Origin of the sequence: Lichenifustis flavocetrariae (assembly GCF_026130545.1) — a bacterium.
Lineage (GTDB): Bacteria > Pseudomonadota > Alphaproteobacteria > Rhizobiales > Beijerinckiaceae > Lichenihabitans > Lichenihabitans flavocetrariae.
The window spans coordinates 35,944-54,064 of the sequence record NZ_JAMOIM010000031.1; the positions used below are offsets into that span (position 1 = coordinate 35,944).

The following is an 18,121-nucleotide window of genomic DNA, read 5'->3' on the forward strand; positions in this document are numbered from 1 at the left end:
CCGAGCCCTGTTCCGCAAGCTCCTTTCTTTCCGCCCATCATCTGGATCTCCCCATGACTTCGGCTGCCCCGATCGTCTCACCCACCCCTGTTGCCGTTGCGTCCCTGCGCGATGCGGCGAGCCACAACTCGCTCAGAGAGGCCATCCCGACTTTCACCCTGACGCACTTTCTCGCCGCAGTCGGACGCAGCCTGCTCGCCGGTCTGCCCTCTCAGGTCTGGATCGAGGCCACGGTCGTGGCCGTCAAGGCCAGCGCCTACGGCCATCAGCTGGAACTCGTCGAGAGTGACGGCAGCGGCGGAGCGCCAACCGCACACCTGCGGGTGTTTCTTAGCAAAGAGGTGCGTCGCGCGATCGTCCAGGCGAGCGGCGCGGCCTTCGATCCCGCCCTGCTGGTGGGATTGACCACCTGCCTGCGCGTCGAACCCACCTTCTCGCCGCGCTGGCATCTGCAGGCCCGTGTTCTCGGATTGAGCGCCGCGACCCATCAGTCCATCGAGCGGCTTCGGGTCGACCAGTTGCGGCAGACGCTGCAGCGGGAAGCGCTCTTCGACAGACAGCGATCGCTCGCCACCCCACCGGATCTCACGCGGCTCTGCGTCATCCACCCGACCGGCGCGGCCGGCTATGCCGATGTCGCCGCCGAACTCGATCGATGGCAGAGCGCCGGTCTGCTGATCCTTCGGCACTATCAGGCACCCTTCGAGGGTGAACGCGCGGCGGCCGGATTGATCGCGGCGCTGATGATGGCCGCTGACACGGTGGAAGGCGTCCGGCCCGATCTCATCATGATCGTCCGTGGCGGGGGCGCGAGCGCCGGCTTGCAGAGTCTCAACAACGAGGCCCTCGTCCGCACGCTCTGCCGCTGCCCGGTGCCGATCGTCAGCGGCGTCGGCCATGCCATCGACCGCACCTTGCTGGACGAGGTGGCTTGGCGGGCCGCCGACACCCCCAGCAAGGCGCTCGCCCTCGTGGCCCGCCTGATCGGTGCCCCGGCCGGCCGTGCCCGTGCCGATCTGGTCGCGATCACGACGGCCGCCCATCAGCGGATTGCGAGCGCGGCGGACAGCCTGTCGCTGGCGCGGGACCGGGTGGTCACGGGTGTCGACAAGGCGATCGACCAGGCCGGCGCCGATCTCCGGACGCTCAATGCAAGCCTCGAGAGTGCCAACCGATCTCGCGGCCAGAGTCTCGCGCAGTGCCGTATCGATGCCGATCGTCTCTGGCGGGAGTGCGCCGCGCGCGGTCGGGCGCTGATCACTGACGCCGAGAGGGCAGGGCTCACCCTGAGCCACAGCCTCACCGCCGAGATCCGGCGCCGTCTCGCCCACGTCGATCCGGGTGATGCGCCCGCCGCGGCCGTCACACGCGTCGCGACCGCGCAGGTGGCGGCCGCCGCCCAGCATTGCGACGCGCTGTTCGCCAGCATCACGGCCGCCGTCCGGACCCGCTTGGCCGCAGCCGAGAGCGCTCTCGCCCGCAGCGAGGCGCACCTTGCCGAAACCGATCTCGCGGCCGTGCTCGGCCGTGGCTTCGCCCTCGTGCTCGATGCCGACGGGCACCTCCTCCGCTCACAGGCCGCCGCCCTCCACGCCGGCCGCGTGACCCTCCTGCTCGCGGACGGTCTGGTGACCGCCGTCCTCGAGACCTCTCCGGCCACCACCCCCAGAAAGCACGATCGATGACCCAGACCACCCTTGGACCCGCCTCGACCCAGACCTATGCGGCCGCCTATCAGCGTCTCACCGAGATCGCCACACGGCTGCGCGCGCCGGGTTCGGCCGCCACCATCGACACCTTGGCGGCCGACGTTCGCGCCGCCCGGGACGCCTACCAGGCTTGCAAGGATCGGCTCGACGCCATCCGGCGCGAGATCGACCAGGAGATCGGGCCGGCCGACGCGGACGCCTGACCCCGACACCACGCTGGGCGGCTGCGACGGACCCCACGTCCAGCCGCCTTGCCCCGGCATCTGCGGGCTGGGCCGCCACCCAGCCATTCCGATCCCGAGAGTCGAGACACGACGGTTCGACCTCTCCTCATCCCCCTATCAATCTCACCAGCGAGCCTCTTCATGACATCAGACACCGACCCACACTTCACCTTCGACGAGGAAGAATTCGACCCCCTCGAAGTGCCTGACGGCAGCGCCCTCCCGCATGGTCTCGACGACATGGGGCTCGGCGTCGACGTCATCGACCGCAGGGCGCTGCGTGAGGCCATCCGCGGTCTCAGCACACAGGGCGAGGGGTCCGACGACGAGACCTCCCGCGAGGAGGCGAGCCGGGTGAAGCTGCTGCGGGGTTTGCTTCAGGGCAACGCTCTCTACAAGCAGTTCGTCGTTGGCACGCCCGAACTCATCGAGCGACTGGCGACGCTTCGCAACGCCACGCCGAACTTCCGGGACGCCGCCGATGTGGTGCGCCGCGCCGCACGCCTGTCGCTCGCCACCGCGACCCCGATGCGCATTCCGCCCCTGCTGCTGCTCGGGCCGCCCGGCATCGGCAAGACGCACTTTGCGCAAGGCCTGGCGGTCGCGCTGGAGACCTCGGTCACCGTGATCGCGGGATCGACGCTCGCCGATCGCGGCGTTCTGACCGGCACCAACACCAGCTGGCGCGGGGCACGCCCCGGCGCGCTTGCCAAGGCGTTGCTGGCCGCTCCCACGATCAGCCCGGTCATCGTCATCGACGAGGTCGATAAGATGACGGGCCTGAGCGCGCACGACACGCCGCTCGACGCGCTTCTGACCATGCTGGAACCGGAGACGGCCCGGGCCTATCGCGATGAGTATTATGACGTCCCGATGCGGGCCGACGCGGTCACGTGGATCATGACAGCGAATGATCTGGCGTCGCTATCGGAGCCGCTGCGCGACCGGCTGCTGGTGCTCGACATTCCGGATCTCACGGCGGCCCAGAGGGCAGAGGTTTACAGCCGCATCTTCGCGACCCTCAATGCCGCTCTCGGAGGCGCTTTCGATCTCGCCCCCGAGGCCCTGGCGTCTCTTGGCGGCCTCAACACGCGACGCGCCAAGGCGGTGATCACCCAGGCTTTGGGCATCGCGGTCGACCAGGAACGCCGGACCGTCACGGCTGCGGACATGGTCCGGGCCACGGAACTGGTTCTGCCGTCCGGGGGGTCGCACGGGCGAGGGATCGGCTTTGGCCTGATGGGCTCCGTTCCGCAGCGGGGTTGACGACGGGGCAGGGGGGATGTGCCCCGAGTGGCAACCCTGGCCCCCCCCAAAACTCAGGCTTTGACTGCGTGCTGGGGATGCTGCAGGCGTGGGAGGCATAGCTTCCTTTGCAACACTCCCTCAAACGTTGCCAAGTGCGAGATGGCGCTGCCCCTCCATGCCCTCTTCGACTGAGAGCGGGCGCATTGCCGAGGTCGCTCGAAACGTGGACCGCGTGAGGTGATCACGGATGCGAAAGGATCACACACTTCGTGGATGACCCCGCCCTGCAGAAGCCGACGATCTTCCGCGGCCTCCATGTCTGGTCTCACAGGCTGCGCCAGGGCCCGAAATTGTCCGGCTTCAGACGGTCGGAACCGACGACAATCCGGCCCCAAAAAACTCCGGAAACACTGTCTTCTAACTAAAGACAGTGTTTCCGGGTGAACTTTCTGCTTTTCTGGTTAAATCACCCACTCAGACGACGGTCGAACCTTCACTCTCAACCGGTGCCAGCAACCAGATCCAGTCATCGTGCCTCCCGATCATCTTGATCTCCTCAAGGTCCCGCAAATGGCGGTTGAGGGTCGCATCTAAACTCTTCTTGCTGCTCGTGCCGAGGCCGATCGGTTCAAGGAACGGCCACAGCTTGGATTTGCTGATGACCGTCATGCCAACGGGGATCGCCCTATTGCGAGAGGGTCTCCCCTCGATTGCGATGGCATGGCGCAATGCGCTGAGGACGGCCTCCCGCTGGCCCGAGACGGTGGCAGCTGCGGGCACGCCACCGGAGGGCGGCGCATCGTCAGTCTCGAGATCCACGACACAGGTCGTGATCGGGTCCCCGTCGTCATCGACACCCAGCTCCCTCCGAACAAGTCCGAAGGGCAGGACCTCGCCATCCTGATCGTCTTTCGACTTCTCGATCGTGATGGTTCTGCGCGGCCCGTCGCGTTCGACGCGCCAGACCCCGTCCGCCGCACCATTCAAGGCTGACGACCCCCGCATGCCGGCGGCCGGATCCTTGCCGGCATGGTGGACGGGGACGATCACCGCGTCGAGCTGGCGTCCGATCTTCTCGACGGTCTCAATGAACAGCCCCATGCCGGCGGCGTTCGACTCGTCCAACCCCGTCATGCTGCGCGCCAGCGTGTCGAGAACGACGAGGCCGGGTTTGACGCTGAAGCGGGCCGTCTGCTTCCGGATGGCTGCGACAAGGGCGTCAGCGTCCCCGGATGCAGTCCCGAGTTTGGGGGCAGCGGTGACCAGCGCGAAGGGCACAGTCGGATCGATCCCATGATGCGCGATGGCGGCGACAATCCGCTTGCGCAGGCCAAAGCCGCCTTCCGCTGCCACATAGACGACCCCGGCTTGACGGACCCGGCGGTCGGCCCATCGTCGGCCAGCCGCGATATGCAGAGCCAGATCGAGGCTGACGAAGCTTTTGCCGGTTCCTGGCGCTCCGTAGATCACCACCATGCCTCGGGTCGGCAGCATGTTCTTCACGAGCCACGGGCTGCCGTCAGGAATGTCGATCGAAGCCAAGGGCTCGAGCTCGAACTTTTTGGAGGGCGACGCTGCGTCACTCACAACATAACGACTCGTTCGGGGTCCGCCATCGTGGTCAATGACGGGGAGAGAACTGGATCCTCTCCCCTCTCTGCGCTCGCGCCGCTCGTCGGCACCTCCATGCTGAACTCCGTCACGTGCGAAACCTGATCGCACAGAACGTATCAGCAGGTTCGATGAGCTTCCTGAAGTTCGTTGTTACATTTTTCTAGTCGTTGCTTGCTCAGCCTTGGCATTGCCGCTGTGAACCTCGACGCCATCGCCGACGACGGCGACGGGTCTGTGGGCCGCAGCGTCGCCTTGGGCACCATCGGCAAGCTCCTGCCAACGGCCTTCGTGGTCGGCCTGCCGACCCACGCGGGCTTCCCGCAAGCGAGCCTCAATGCGGCGGTGCTGGCGGCTGCCATCGTGAGCCGCGCGGAATGGGCCGTCGAGCTGACCGATCACCTTGCGGGTCCCGCAACCCCGCCGAGCCTGTTGATCCTGCGCGATGGGAGGGGCGGGTACGATGTGACTACCCCCGCCACCGTCTATGCCGCGTTCAACGTCAACATCGTGCCTCGGACGCCCGCGAGTGTCCTCGACGCGTTCGATGCTCTTTGCCGCGAGGCCGTCGACGGGGTGCTCTCGGCCCTGCGGGAGCGTGCGACCCGCTTCCGCCCGGGCCCGACGGCCATCGGGTCGGTGCACGAGGTGCCCGTGCTGCGCTTCTCGGCGCGCGATACGTCGCTGGCTTGGCCATGGCAGACGGTCGCGTCGATCAGGATCTCTATCGACGCCGCGACACGTCCGGCAGAGCTGCTGACGATCCACAACTATTGGACCAATGTGCTGCCAAGAGCAGCCGCCGGTCTCTTGGTCCTCGCCGATGTGGCGCACTTGGTAACGAGCGCCTGGCTTCGGCTTGCGGAAAGCCGATTCTTGATTCGCGCACCCGCGCTGACGGCTCCGGCACTCGAACAGGCGTACGCGAGCGCTCAAACAGGGTGGCGCAAGATTGGAACGATTCTTCTCGCGGCGTGCGATGCAGTGCCCGCTGCTGTTCCGCTCGGGTTTCGGGAGCGATTCCAAGAGATGCAGCGCTCACAGTGAACGTCTTGTAGAGTGGAGTGATCGGCCAAGAGCTAATACTTACGCTTGAATCGGTCTTCGACCGTGGGAAGCGACTGGCTTGCGATGAGCCGTTTACTTCGGCGCCGCTTCATGCGCCGCCGTTCTTCCCAATGCATCCCGAGGCAGAGGTAGATAAGCGCTGCGCGCACAAGCTTCAGCAGCCGGAGAGTGCGGGCCTCAAGATCTGAACGCGAGATCGAATAGGCTAGCGTGTCGACGAACAAATCGCCTGCCGCCTTCTGACGCCCCGCCGGGCCGGCCATCAGCTCGTGAACCTTCACATAGCGGTGCTCGAGGTGGATGCGCAGTTCGTGCAGAGCGCGCGCGTCCGGATCGGCCACATCGGCAAAAGCCTCTTCGAAAAGGTCCTTACTGACCCAGTAGAGGCCGCGGAAGGGCAGGTTTTTCGATGCGGCAAGCGCGGCGAGGATCCCGCGTGGCCCCTTCCCCTTTTTCGGGCGCCACACTGCCCGAAAGGAGACATCCTGATCGGCGTGTCCGAGCGCCATATAGTGATTTAGGAAAAAGGCCATCTTGTCGAACAACGAATACGCGGTTCGATAGGCCGTTCGAATCTTTTCGGCACTGAGACCATAGCTCGGATAGTCGAGCGTGTTGATCAAGAGGACGCCGTTGTCCGATAGGTGCGCAGGGCCGTCCTGGATACCCTCGAAGAACGCCCACCGCGCTGAAACGAACTCCTGTTTTAGCTGATTGAAATAGCCGATCAACACTGGCGGCTCCCCGAGTTTCGTTACAAATGACGGCAGTACCAGTGGATCATGTGCCGCCACGGTGTCGGGGCCTAGCTCATTAAGGAGGTGCAGGAACAAGTCGTGACGCAGACTCCACAAGCGATACTGGCGCTCCCGTTTCGATCGGCCGACTGCGTAGCCGTCAGGTTCGAAATTCTCCGCGACGGCAGATAGGTTGACGTTCGCCTCGATGTCGCAGCGTTGCTGTTCGAAGTGGGCGCGCGCTTCGGGAAAGCCGAAAATCGGATACTTCTCAGCGTCCCCCAGGGCGCGCACGAGTTCTTTGTGCGCAGACAGGAGCATGACCGCACCTTGGTTGCGGTCGTAGTGAAGCCGGCCAAGGCGCGCCAAGCCTGATCCGAGATTGCCGCGGGCCATCCAAAATTCGGGAGCAACCCCCAGCGCTCGTCTCCAGATCTCCAATGCTTCAATCGAGCGCCCGAGGTGGCTCAGCAGATTTCCGAGATTGGTTAGGATCTCGCATCGACGATAGTGCTCGACCGCTGAGAAGCTTTCGGCGCTGGTGGCGCGGCGCAGGAAGAAAATTTCCTGCTGAATCGCCGGCTGGTCCCATAACCAGACATCACCGCTCCGGCGCCGCGGCCGACGGGTGTTCCAAGCATTGGCGCGGAAGTAGTCCAACTGGCCGCGTTCGGCTGCGGTTAGGTCTCGGGCCTCTAACTCGTCGCACCAGGCAAGCGCCCTCGCAATTCCGGCCTTGCGCCGCGGCGCCGCGCACATGTCGATCAGGATTCCGGTGCGGAGGAACGCGTCATCTGTCGAAAGCCGACCGATGCCAGCACTGGCCATCAGGCTCCTATAGGTTGGCGCGCGCTTCATGAGCCAACTCCGCGCTGGCCATGCTCTTCGTCCGGCGGCGCCGCACTCGATGGTTGCTGGTGGAGGAGCCAGAGCGGAAGTTGGCTGCGTTTGAAGTCCCAAGCGGCGAGCGGTGCAAACCATTCCGGGACCGGCGCGCCATTGAGTTGGATGACCTGGTCGCCGTCCACCGTCCGGGTCGCGAAATACCGCGTGAAGATCCGGCTTGCCCAACCAATCCCATCAAAGCCCTGATCGGAAGGCTCTTCCGGGGCGGCTACGAATTCGACCCCTGCGATGCCGTCATCCCCCATGATGGCCAACGGCCCCTCCGCCGGCCACTCGCCGTAGAGGAAGAGTATCTCGGCAAGGCGGCGATCCCGCGGATCGGTCAATTCGATGTCGCCGCTAAAGACCCGCGCTGATCCAATGATGAATTCTGCTAACCCCTCGGCGCTGAGCTTACGAGGTTTATCGGTCGCGGCGTCAAGGACGAGCCGTAGGGGCGGCTTTGTCCAAATCGACACGTCGCCCAGGCGGCCAAACTCATTGGCCATGACCGCTTCCATCATCGTGACGCGAAGGCCGCCGTCAGGCCGGCGGAAACGATCTGGTGCAATGACAGTCCACAGGTTCCAGCGGGACCAGTAAAGGGCAAGCCGCAACGGAGCGCCTACCGCGTCGGCATAGGCTTGCAGCGAAGCGACATAGGCGGCGGACATTGTCGTTCGCTGCTTCTGCGGATTTTCGCAGCGCACGTTCTTGACCTCGACGAGCCACTGGTCGCCGTCGTCCAGCACGACCCGATAGTCCGCGGCACGAAGGGGCGTCGCGGCGTGGACCCGCCCAACATCCTCGGTCTTGAACAGTCGGAAGCGACCAAGGGTGAGGACCGTTGCCTCGAACATACGCTCAGTTCGCGCGCCATTAAGAAGAGTTGGATCGGCAAGCGCGGCCTTTAGGCGACCAGCCGCATCGGCGAGAAATCGCTCGACCAACCCCGGATCGTTGAGGTCCAACCCATGCCGCTGAGCAAAGGCCGCGGCCAAAGCCAGCAGGTCGAAGGCCTTCTCAGGCGGATTGCTATGCTTTGGTGGCCGCGTCACGCGACATCTCCGTTCATCATTTTTGCGCTCGAGCTCTCCCAGAGCCCGAGCGCCTGGCTTCAGTCCTTTGCGATTTTGTCGTCGAGCCAACTCCACACGGCCTTACGAATGCGAATATGGCCAAGATCGTCGAGCACTGCTTTCGGCAACCGTTCGTCATCGCCCAGATCGAGCAGCCGCCGCGCGGGGTGATCTGATCCGAGCAACGCCAGCAGCCCGAGCGCGGCTGGGCGGTCGCGGGCGGCTAGGCCACAGACGCCAAGGAGCAATAGCGCGCGCCGCTTGGTCGAATATGCAACTCGCTCCATCGCTTCGACCACGGCCTCGACCCGACCATGAGTCGCGAGCAAAACGCTGGCGGAAGCGGCCAAGGGCGGCGCTAATCGTAGGAGGAGTTTGGCGGTGATGGCGTCGAGAATCTCGCTTTCGACGACATCGGCCTGACTCAGGGCATCTATGGCGTCGACCCTGACCCAGCGGGCTTGGTCGATGAAGGAAAGAGCCCAGATCTTCTTGCGTATGGCGGGACTGCAGCATTGCGCGGCGGTCTCTAACGCCACCATGCCAAGCGAGCGGTCGTCTGTGCGTTCAGCCCTCAACAATAAGGCCTCACCAATGTCGTCCGAAAGGTTGCCGTAGGCGGCCAGCCCGGCCACCGCCTCACGCGCGATGGGATAGGATGGCTCTTCGTTGTGGAACGCTTCAGCATCCGACCAATCATCATCGATCAGTTTGCGGAGCACGCTCTGATGCTCGGCGCACCGCCGCGTCGCAAGAATGCGGAGCAGGGCGCGCCGGACCCGGCTACCCGGATCGGACGAGAAGTCCAGGAGGCGCGGGGGCAGCGGGTCTGGCAGTCGCGCGGCGAGATACGGAAGGGCAGCCTCACGGGCGTCCGCTCGACTATGGTCAAGCGCGAGCCATACCAACGCGTCGTCCTTGATAAGGATCGCAGCTTCGGCAGCGGCCTTTGCGAGTCGATGGTCCGTGGATTCAACAAGCCAACGTCGGATAGCCGCTGACGGAATGCCGCTATTGGCGATCATTATCGGCACGATCTCGTCGAGTACTGACGGCGTCGCTGCTTCTGCCGCTTGGTCCAGCAGGGACAGGGCCTCTTGGCCGACAGCCGATGCGGCTTTGTCATTCACGGATAGGGCCTGAAATATCTCGACGGCCACACCCGGAAGCTTCGCCAGGAGAGATCGTATCCGCCGCGCCCGCGTCTTGCTCGAAATGCGGCGCTGCGCTGCATGCGTGTCCACCAGCAGATGCACAAAAGATGCGGTTGTTTCGGCCAATCGCTCGAAGCACTGCGCAAGCGCGGCCGGCGCCTTGATCAAGGCGCAATAGGCGAGCGCACCGCGCAAGCTCTCATCACTCGGATTGGAAAGAATCCGCTGTTGAAGGTCTGAGGAGAGCGGAGCTTGCCAGTGCTCGCGCGCGGCCTCCCAGGCACGATCTTCGCCATTGTTGTTTGCCGCGACGGAGATGACGGCCCGAACTTCTTCCAGTGAGACCGAACCGCTTTCTCGAACGACCTCGTCCGCCCAGGCGCGGCACAGCTCGGATATCCGCGGATGCTCTGTCAGGCTCCGCCACCGGCCGAGCGATCTGACCTGCCTTACATAGGCATCAACGAAAATGCCGGCCCCATAGCCATCGTCCTCATGTTGAGATTGATAGCCTTCCTCAACGGCCGCGTCGCATTCCCCGTCTTCGATCGCACGCCATTGTTCCTTGCCTTCTCGCTCATAAAAACGGTGAAGCCTCGCAAGCTCATCGAGCGCTGCCTCGAGCACTTCTTCATAGCGATCGAGGTCTCGCACGGCGCCAGCCGCCACCGCGCTGACATTTCTGTCGAAGCCGGAGCCAACCAATTGGCGCGCCGCCGCGAGGAAGGCCGGCGTGAGGCCAGTCGCGATCCGATCGAGCTTGTGTGGAAAGTTATCGCCGAAGCCGTCCCGGTCCTCAGGCAATTGCTCACGGACAAACCGATCCGCGATTATGAACGACCGAGCGTCGGTCGAGACGCGCTCATACCAAGCGTCGTTGAAGCTCGGCGGCTGCCATCTGTCGAGGAAGAACTGCCCGCCGCGCCGTATACCCTTAATGAACCAGCGCGCGAGTTCGGATGGGGTGGAGTTCTGCGTGCCGACGTCGGACGCCAGTTGCAGCACGGGCCGGAAATCGGCTCGCGGATCGACCAAGCTCTCTTCCAGCCAAGCGTCAATCCTAGCCCGACTGGTGCCATCAGCCTCAAACTCCAAGCCGAGATTTTCGGCGGCGGCGACGAGATCGGCGATCGCCTTGAGCGAACGCGCGGCGGTCTCGAGCGCCCAGTCTCGCTGCGAACCGCCGAGCTGGGTTAGGGCGGAGATCATCGACGTCAACGCCGCTTCGCTTCGCGCCCAATTCTCCTTGATGAATATCTCGAAACCAGCGCGGACGCTCGGGTGTGAGAAGCTCACGGTCTGGCCGGGCTGGCGCAGATGGCGCGTCGCGACGAGCCGATTCACCAGCTTCTCCAGCCCATCGAAAAAAGTCGGGTCCGTGATCCGCAGTTGTCGGCTAAGCCCGATCAACTGGCCGCGGTCAAATTGCGATCTGGCCGCCAGCAGTGCCCAGATGATTGCCGACCAGCCGGTCCGATCACTGGCATTCAGATAAGAAACGACCACGCCTTCCACAGCATCGCGATGAGCCAGCGCGAGGATCCGCCGAAAGAAGGCGGGGTCGACCTCGCCCGGCTCAGGGCCGTCGGCCATGTACGTAAAGAACAGGTCGATCTCGAATGGTGTTTCAAGCGCTTCCAAGGCGTCCGTCCGGAAATCCAGGGCCTTGGCCTGCAGCTCCGTCGCCAGGAGTTCCAAGCGTTTGTCGTAGATGTCCGCGAGTTCGCCATCCCGGTATTGGTCGGCGTCTAGCACCACGGTCCAACGCTTGAGACCCTCGTCGGCCTTGGCCTGGCCGAGCATGTCGGTACGCGAGGTGATGACGTACTGATGCCCAGCGTGCGCCTCGCGCAGCAGCCTCGGCAGTTGTTCGGTCCAGACGTCGGCGCCGCCCCGCAAGCTATACTGCCCCCACGGATCCTCGACATAGAAGAGCTTCGGGCCGGTGTCGGTCAGCGTCCGCATGCTTGAGGGACCGTTGTTGACGTTGACCTGGATGATTTCAGGCGCAGAAGGCCGCTGCCGCGCCTGATCAACCAGCGCCAGCGCCGTCCAAGTCTTGCCCGTACCCGAAGGTCCGGTGATGACAAGGGCGTTCCGCCGCTCGAGCAGGTCGCTTATGGCTTGGTAGTTTCCCGGCGGCACGAACGCCTCGAGTTGTGGAGCGCTCGCCAGATAACCGCCACAGCCGCGGATGACGCTCAGCAAGTCCTCGCGCGTCCACACACCCGGGCTCGTCCCGCGCATTCGCTGCCGAGCCTCGTCGCGCAGCCGCGCGCGACATTCGGCTTGTCGGCTTTGCGGCACCCGCAAAAGAGAGCCGAGGATGTCGTTGATCTCCAAGTCCAAGAGACGCTCGGTGAGAACGCCCCAGATAGCGATCCGGCCCTCCGGCCCATGGGGTAACGTCCCCGAGAGGCTGGCCGGGAAAGTTTGCTCTTCTGGCCACTCCTCCAATCCCCCTACCAAGAGGTCGCGCGCCACGCCGCTGGCGTCGGCGTTCGTGATCAGAAGATAGCGCGTGCCAGGATCGTCGAGATGATGTTTGGCCGGTCGACGGATCGTGCCGCGTCTGAGCAACGCTTCGAAGTCGGTGATTGACCAGGGGCCACTATTGCGGAGCTTCACCTGCACAACGAGCTTGTAGCCGTCTGCCACGTTCGCGCTAGGTTGGACACGGCCAGGCGTCGCGGGTTCGAGGTCCGACTCCAGATCTTCCTCGTTGGCGGGTTCGAGCGTGATCCGGCTCGCCGACTTAGTGATTAGCATCAACCGCAGAGCAGCCAACACCGAGACGCCGAGCTGATACTCGTAGCCGTCCAGTGCGGCCTTGGCGCCGCCTGCCACAGATTCTGGAGGCAGCGCGGTCAAATCTCGGCGTCCGTTTGCTGCGTTTCCCTGGTCCGCCTACTGATGAGGTCGGCCGCGCTCATCGCTCCAGCCTCACGCGCAGTCTTCGGGCCCGTTCGCGGAAGGCGGCCTCGCCGCCCTCCAAGATGTCACACACCGCCTTGCGGATTTCCGCGCTCTCAAGACCGCCCGACACATAGGTGATCGGCGGAAGACCGCCCGAAGGATGCGGACCCGCCGTTGCGACGATGATCTGGTCCGCATCGGTGTTGATGACGAGGTTGGCGTTGTGCGTGACCATGATCACTTGGCGCTTCGCCTTGGCCGCGACAAACAGCGCCACCAGCTCGTCGAAAACCGATTTGGGATCGAGGTTTTCCTCAGGCTGGTCGATGATCAATGGTCGATCGTCAGAATCGTCCAGCGCCAGATACAGCAGCAGCAGCACAATGCCCCGCGTGCCAGGCGACAGCTTCCGGATGTCGACACCGTCGTAGGAGATCTCGTACCGGACCGTGATGTGATCGGTGCCGAAAAGCCAATGTGCGAACCGTTTTGACCAGGCCCGGAATTCGGCCTGCTGCGTCGGCGCAAAGGGTGCGTGCGACAGCAGGTCTCTCAGGTATCTTGCCATGAAGGCCGTCATTGCCGCTTGGACATCGGCTGCCGATCCCGTCTCCCAGGTTGGCTTGAGCGCTTCAGTGGCGGCCGCGATTAGGGAGCCCCGCCCGTAAAAGGGGCCGGTCTTGCGGCGATCGAGGAGTTCTTCCTCCGCTACCGAGCCCCATGCTTGAACGTCAGCGATCCTGCGAACCGAGAAGCTGAGTTTCTTGAGCGTGCCCGACGACTCTGCAAGCCGCGCCATCAGCGGCGCATAGAGTCCAGCCAGCGCACTCTGTTCGTTGATGATCGCCTCGAACACCCGGCCATAGGTGTCGTCGCGCTCGGTCTGAAGGTATTTCCGGCGCGCTGCGGCGCCTTGCGCATCGGTGAGCCGGGTTTCGAGGGTCTGGAGCGCGGAGTTCTCCTGCGCGATGCGGCCAGTCAGCGCCGCGTATTGATCGCGGACGACCTTGTCGGCGCTGAACAGCGCCTCGAGGCGCGTCATTTCAGCGGCGATTGGCGCGAGCGGAAGCGTGGAGAGATCGGCAGTGTCGGAGATCAGCGCGACATTCGGATCGCCGGGCGGCGGCGCTGCACCATTAAGCTTGCGGACCTCGCCGTCGGCCCACACGATATAGGCTGTCAGGCTCTTATCGACGTCGCCCTTGTAGATGAGCAGAAAGTCGTCCCACTGCTTGGCGTCAAGCCCGCTATTGGTGTGTCGCGCCTGAGCTTGGCGCAGCAACTCCGGCGCCCCCGTCGCGCGCATGCTGCGAACCTCGTCCTGCAGGGCGACGAAGGTGCGGCGCTGATTGCCGAAGGACTGGATCTTGTTGCGGAGCTTCTGAGCCGCCTCGCTGAGCCGCGTGTGGCGAGTGACCTGCGCCTCGGTGCCCTTGACGACGAGCTTGGCGCGATCGGCTGTATAATCCGTGATCAGCTTCCTCTTCTGCCCAACTTGAGTGGTCAGCGTCGCGACAAGGCTTTCTTTCTCAAATTCGGTGGCGATCCGGTCCGAGATGTCGGCGATCGCCTCGGCTTCCCGCTCGCGCGCCTGCTGGAACCGCGAAGTCTGCTGGTCGCGCAGCTCGGCGAAATCGAGCGCCCATTCGCGGTCGTCCTGGGAATGCGACTCGAAGATCACACGCTCGATCTCGTCGACCAGGCCGTCGGAGACGCCCTTGGCCGAGCAAAGCTCCTCGACGAATTGCTGGGAGAGATACCGGGCGCGCGGAAAGGTCATATGGCCGTTGGCGTCGCTGCCATCCAGGGCGCGCGTGACCGTCGCGCCGCCGCCCCAGGTCAGCGTCGTCGATGCGTCGCCGATCAACTTGCGCGCCCGGGCTAAGAACGACGGGCTGATATTCTCATCGGCGTTCCAGCCGGCCGACGAAATCGCGTCGCTTCCCGCTGCGATCACGTCGGCCAGGGCCGTCTTCCCCGATCCACGTGCGCCGATGATGGCGACGAGACCATGATTGAGGGGTATGTCGGGCGTGGTCGCCCAATCCGCATCGGCTATTTGGACGTGCGAGATGACTTGCGATGGCATGGCCGAGCGCGGCGGCTGCTCACCGACATAGGCACGCCCGTCGGGATCGATGCAAGCTTGGCGGAGCGCGTCGAATTCCAGCCCGCCTTTGATCCACGAGAAGCGATTGCCGAATGGCGACGCCACGTCGTCGAGCTTGTGCGCATCGCTCCCGTGCAGACAGGGCTTCAGCCCGCCGTAACGGGTGCGGATTTCTTCGGGCCCGAGATCCCTCTGACCCAACCAGAACTCACGCTGTGCTGGGCTGCCCGCGAAGATCACATGGGCGAAGCCCTCGATCTCACGCCGGATCGTCTGATCCGCAGCTTCCCGCACGCCCGACGTGCCGTCCGTCGCGCCGCCAGCCACAGCGATCAGGATGTTCGTCTTCGCCCATCCGCTTTCGGAGAACACCTCGCGGAGCTGCTGGAAATTAACCTTGAACTGGTTGGCCCCATAGGCCAGCGCGGCCCGTTCATCCGTGATGTTGGGATCGGCCTTCTTGCCGAGCCGGATGAGGTCGGCCCGCGTGCAATCGAAACGATCCTGCATGGCGTTGAACTGCAAGCGCGACAGCAGACGCCGCAGTTCGTCGAGATGCTGCGGATCCTCCGGGCTGACGAACAGGTGGAGGTTGACGAAGGCCCCTTTCGCCGTCGCGACGTCGAGCCGGAGTTCCACGTTGGGGAAGACCAACTTGGCGCTAGGCAAACGCCCGGCCGCCTTGTGCCGCAGCACCTCCTCGTAGGTATCGGTCACATAGTAGTCCGTGACCGCGATCGCCTCAATGACCGGCGTCGCTTGCTCAAGCGCGGTCAGATAATCGCCCCAAGCGTTCAGGCCGCTGAACTGATTGTTCATGACCGTGCCAGGCGCGTGGATATGCGGTTCCCATCTCCGCCATTCTGACCCTCTACAGAGCATCGCTTCCCCTTTCCCGGCGGCTATCTTGATTTGTCCGCCTTGTTCGTCCGCGGCGCTCCATTCCAAAGACTCGACAATGGCGCTGCCGCCAGCCTGTCGCCGAACGGCACGACATCCGGGCTGTCGTAGAGGACGACTCCGAAGGCAAAGCGGTCTCCGCACGCCTCGGCCAAGGCCCGCAGGCCGCCGAAATCACCGGCTTTGACCGTCGCGCTCGCCTTGACCTCAATGCCTGCGATCATCCCGTCATCACGTTCCAGCACGATGTCCACCTCGCGCCCATCCCGATCCCGAAAATGGTGAGGGGTCAGCCGCAGGTCCGAGGCCGTCATCAGCTTCAAAACCTCCGCGAACACGAAGCTTTCGAGCAGCGCGCCGAACGTGCTGCGATCCGCCTTGACCCTGTCGAAAGAAAGACCGCGCACAGTCGCTAGCAGGCCGGAATCGAGGAAGTGCAGCTTCGGCGTCTTGACGATGCGCTTTAGGGCATTGGTGAACCATGGTTGCACCGTCGCGATCAGGAACACCTGCTCAAGCAGCCCGACATAACGCTGCCCCGTCTTGTGACTGACGTTGATGCCGGCGCCGAACTGGGAATAGTTGACCAACTGGCCGGAGTGCTCGGCCAGCAGCCTTACGAATTTCGGGAGTTCCGTCAGCTTCTCGACGTCAGCGATATCCCGCAGATCGCGCGTGAGGACCGACGTGAGATAGGATCTCGACCAGTCCTGCCGCCGGCGCTCGCTGTCGCGACTGATCGCTTCGGGGAAGCCGCCGAGCAGGACAAGCTGGACCAGGTTGTCGCCAAGGATTGCCTCCCGCTGGCTCCGGAGCTTTCCTGCGAAGAGATGTTCCAGGAAAGTCGGCGTCCTGCCTTCGACCTCAGCCCTTGCGAGCGGCAGCATCTGGATGGTCTCCATCCGACCGGCCAGGCTGTCGGCGACTCGCGGCAAGGTCAGGACGTTCGCCGAGCCGGTGAGAAGGAAGCGACCCGGCCGATAGTCCTCGTCGACCGTCTTCTTGATGGCCAGCAGCAGGTCAGGGGCGCGCTGAATTTCGTCGATGATGGCACGGTCGAGGCCGCGGATGAAGCCGGCGGGATCAGACTGGGCGGCCTCGAGGACCGTTTGATCGTCGAGCGTGATATAGGTCCGCCCGGCTTCTCCCATTTTGCGGACGAGCGTGGTCTTGCCGGCACGGCGCGGGCCCACGATCAGGACCACCGGCGTATCAGACAGGGCTTCCTCCGCCCGTCGCTCCACAAACCGCTCGAACATGCCATCTCCGAATTCGGAAGATTGGAACTATCCGGTCCGGCTGATTGGGAGTCAATGGTCCGCTAATTGGAAGTTACAGGGCCGCGAGCTGGAAGGCCTGGAGGGGAAAGCCTCCCCCGGTCGGCGCCGCAGTCACCGACGTACCCCTTCTGCGGGGAGGCTGGCACTGCTGATGCGCATCCTTCGCAGTAGGCCGTCGGATGGCACGATCACCGGCTACGTCAGATAGGGCAGAAGGATGTGGCGATTATGTCGGAAATACTCCGCGCCGCTTGTCGAGTGTCGATTATCACTATACGTTCGTGCCGTTAGGGCTAATGCGAATCGACAGGCGATGCACCCAGGAACGACAGTCCGGCAGGATTGTATTGAAAAGAACGGGTTGAGCGTGACCGACGCCGCGCGAATCCTTGGTGTTGATCGACAGACGCTCAGCAATTTGCTGAACGCCCGGTCGGGAATCTCGCCGGAGATGGCTGTTCGGCTGGAGAAGGCGTTCGGCACTTCAGCGCGCGAATGGCTGCTTCGGCAGCTCGATTTTGAGCTGGCCGAGGTCATGCGGCGAGCGAACAAGATCAAGGTCGAGCCTTTCCGTGTGCCGACCACGGAAAGCGGGGAGAACGAATGAACGCGGTCGAAATCGAAGAGGCCATTTCGGCACTGGCGGAGCGGCCTTTCGACGCTGACGAGTTTCCGTATGCGTTCCTTGAAGCCTTCGGGAATAAGGAAACCACGCTCAAGCGCCTGCGCAAGGGCGAGTCCAACAAGTCCGATCTGGGCGGCGTGCTTCAGACGAACAACATCCACATCGCCGTTTGCAAACCCGGCGAGGTCACGCGGACGCTCGCGGCGTTGAAGGCCAGCCCGGCGACGGTGCGGGCAAAGGCGCGCTTTGTGCTCGCCACGGATGGCGATCTGTTCGAGGCCGAAGATCTCACGACCGACGACGCGCCGATCTCCTGCACCTATGCCGATTTCCCGAACCACTTCGGCTTCTTCCTTCCGCTGGCGGGGATCACCACGGTCAAGCAGGTCCGCGAAAGCTCTTTCGACATTCGCGCAACGAGCCGTCTTAACCGGCTCTACGTCGAGTTGCCGCACCAGAACAGTGTCAGCCTGGGCTGGCCGCGGCGCCTTCGCGCTCTCGCCGCTTCCTCCAAATCCCCATAGTGAAGGGCCACCCCCGCGCGTTCGTCCTTGGGCGGCTTACCGACGCCGGCT

11 protein-coding genes and 1 pseudogene are annotated in these 18,121 nt (G+C 64.0%); 6 read left to right on the forward strand and 6 right to left on the reverse strand.

Annotation, left to right across the window (positions count from 1 at the left end):
- The first annotated feature begins 53 nt into the window (after window positions 1–53).
- The 3 genes from M8523_RS27630 (at window position 54) to M8523_RS27640 (ending at window position 3,199) form a co-directional block, all read left to right on the forward strand.
- On the forward strand, window positions 54–1,685 hold the full coding sequence (locus M8523_RS27630) for an exodeoxyribonuclease VII large subunit (RefSeq protein ID WP_282588104.1): 1,632 nt from the start codon (window positions 54–56) through the stop codon (window positions 1,683–1,685).
- Window positions 1,682–1,912, forward strand: coding sequence for an exodeoxyribonuclease VII small subunit (xseB, locus tag M8523_RS27635; protein WP_282588105.1), 231 nt, complete (start codon window positions 1,682–1,684; stop codon window positions 1,910–1,912). Before M8523_RS27630 ends, xseB begins: the two co-directional genes overlap by 4 nt.
- Before the next feature lie 162 nt (window positions 1,913–2,074).
- On the forward strand, window positions 2,075–3,199 hold the full coding sequence (locus M8523_RS27640; protein ID WP_282588106.1) for an AAA family ATPase: 1,125 nt from the start codon (window positions 2,075–2,077) through the stop codon (window positions 3,197–3,199).
- A 456-nt stretch (window positions 3,200–3,655) separates the two neighbouring features.
- On the opposite strand, the gene M8523_RS27645 is transcribed toward M8523_RS27640, so the two are convergent.
- Window positions 3,656–4,768 (reverse strand): AAA family ATPase, encoded by a 1,113-nt coding sequence (locus tag M8523_RS27645; protein ID WP_282588107.1) that lies wholly within the window; start codon window positions 4,766–4,768, stop codon window positions 3,656–3,658.
- Window positions 4,769–4,990: 222 nt separating this feature from the next.
- Between M8523_RS27645 and M8523_RS27650 the strand changes: the two genes are divergently transcribed.
- Window positions 4,991–5,839 carry a zinc-binding metallopeptidase family protein gene (locus tag M8523_RS27650; RefSeq protein ID WP_282588108.1) on the forward strand — a complete coding sequence of 283 codons (849 nt, stop codon included), beginning with the start codon at window positions 4,991–4,993 and terminating at the stop codon, window positions 5,837–5,839.
- A gap of 32 nt (window positions 5,840–5,871) precedes the next feature.
- On the opposite strand, the gene M8523_RS27655 is transcribed toward M8523_RS27650, so the two are convergent.
- The 5 genes from M8523_RS27655 to M8523_RS27675 all read right to left on the reverse strand — a co-directional run bounded on the left by M8523_RS27655 (window position 5,872) and on the right by M8523_RS27675 (window position 16,900).
- Window positions 5,872–7,455, reverse strand: a complete 1,584-nt coding sequence (locus tag M8523_RS27655) for an LA2681 family HEPN domain-containing protein (RefSeq protein ID WP_282588109.1) — start codon at window positions 7,453–7,455, stop codon at window positions 5,872–5,874.
- Window positions 7,452–8,234 carry a hypothetical protein gene (locus M8523_RS27660; RefSeq protein ID WP_282588110.1) on the reverse strand — a complete coding sequence of 261 codons (783 nt, stop codon included), beginning with the start codon at window positions 8,232–8,234 and terminating at the stop codon, window positions 7,452–7,454. Before M8523_RS27660 ends, M8523_RS27655 begins: the two co-directional genes overlap by 4 nt.
- A gap of 365 nt (window positions 8,235–8,599) precedes the next feature.
- Complete coding sequence (locus tag M8523_RS27665) at window positions 8,600–12,586, reverse strand: nSTAND3 domain-containing NTPase (RefSeq protein ID WP_282588111.1); 3,987 nt, start codon at window positions 12,584–12,586, stop codon at window positions 8,600–8,602.
- Window positions 12,587–12,644: 58 nt separating this feature from the next.
- Window positions 12,645–15,623 carry a TrlF family AAA-like ATPase gene (locus M8523_RS27670; protein ID WP_282588112.1) on the reverse strand — a complete coding sequence of 993 codons (2,979 nt, stop codon included), beginning with the start codon at window positions 15,621–15,623 and terminating at the stop codon, window positions 12,645–12,647.
- A 20-nt stretch (window positions 15,624–15,643) separates the two neighbouring features.
- Complete coding sequence (locus tag M8523_RS27675) at window positions 15,644–16,900, reverse strand: ATP-binding protein (RefSeq protein WP_282588113.1); 1,257 nt, start codon at window positions 16,898–16,900, stop codon at window positions 15,644–15,646.
- A 334-nt stretch (window positions 16,901–17,234) separates the two neighbouring features.
- On the opposite strand from M8523_RS27675, the gene M8523_RS27680 reads away from it, so the two are divergent.
- Both M8523_RS27680 and M8523_RS27685 read left to right on the forward strand, forming a co-directional pair.
- Window positions 17,235–17,528, forward strand: coding sequence for a HigA family addiction module antitoxin (locus M8523_RS27680; protein ID WP_240319076.1), 294 nt, complete (start codon window positions 17,235–17,237; stop codon window positions 17,526–17,528).
- Window positions 17,525–18,007 (forward strand): annotated as a pseudogene (locus M8523_RS27685) (type IIL restriction-modification enzyme MmeI); the annotation flags it as partial. The gene M8523_RS27680 and the pseudogene M8523_RS27685, both read left to right, overlap by 4 nt.
- Between the last annotated feature and the right edge of the window lie 114 nt (window positions 18,008–18,121).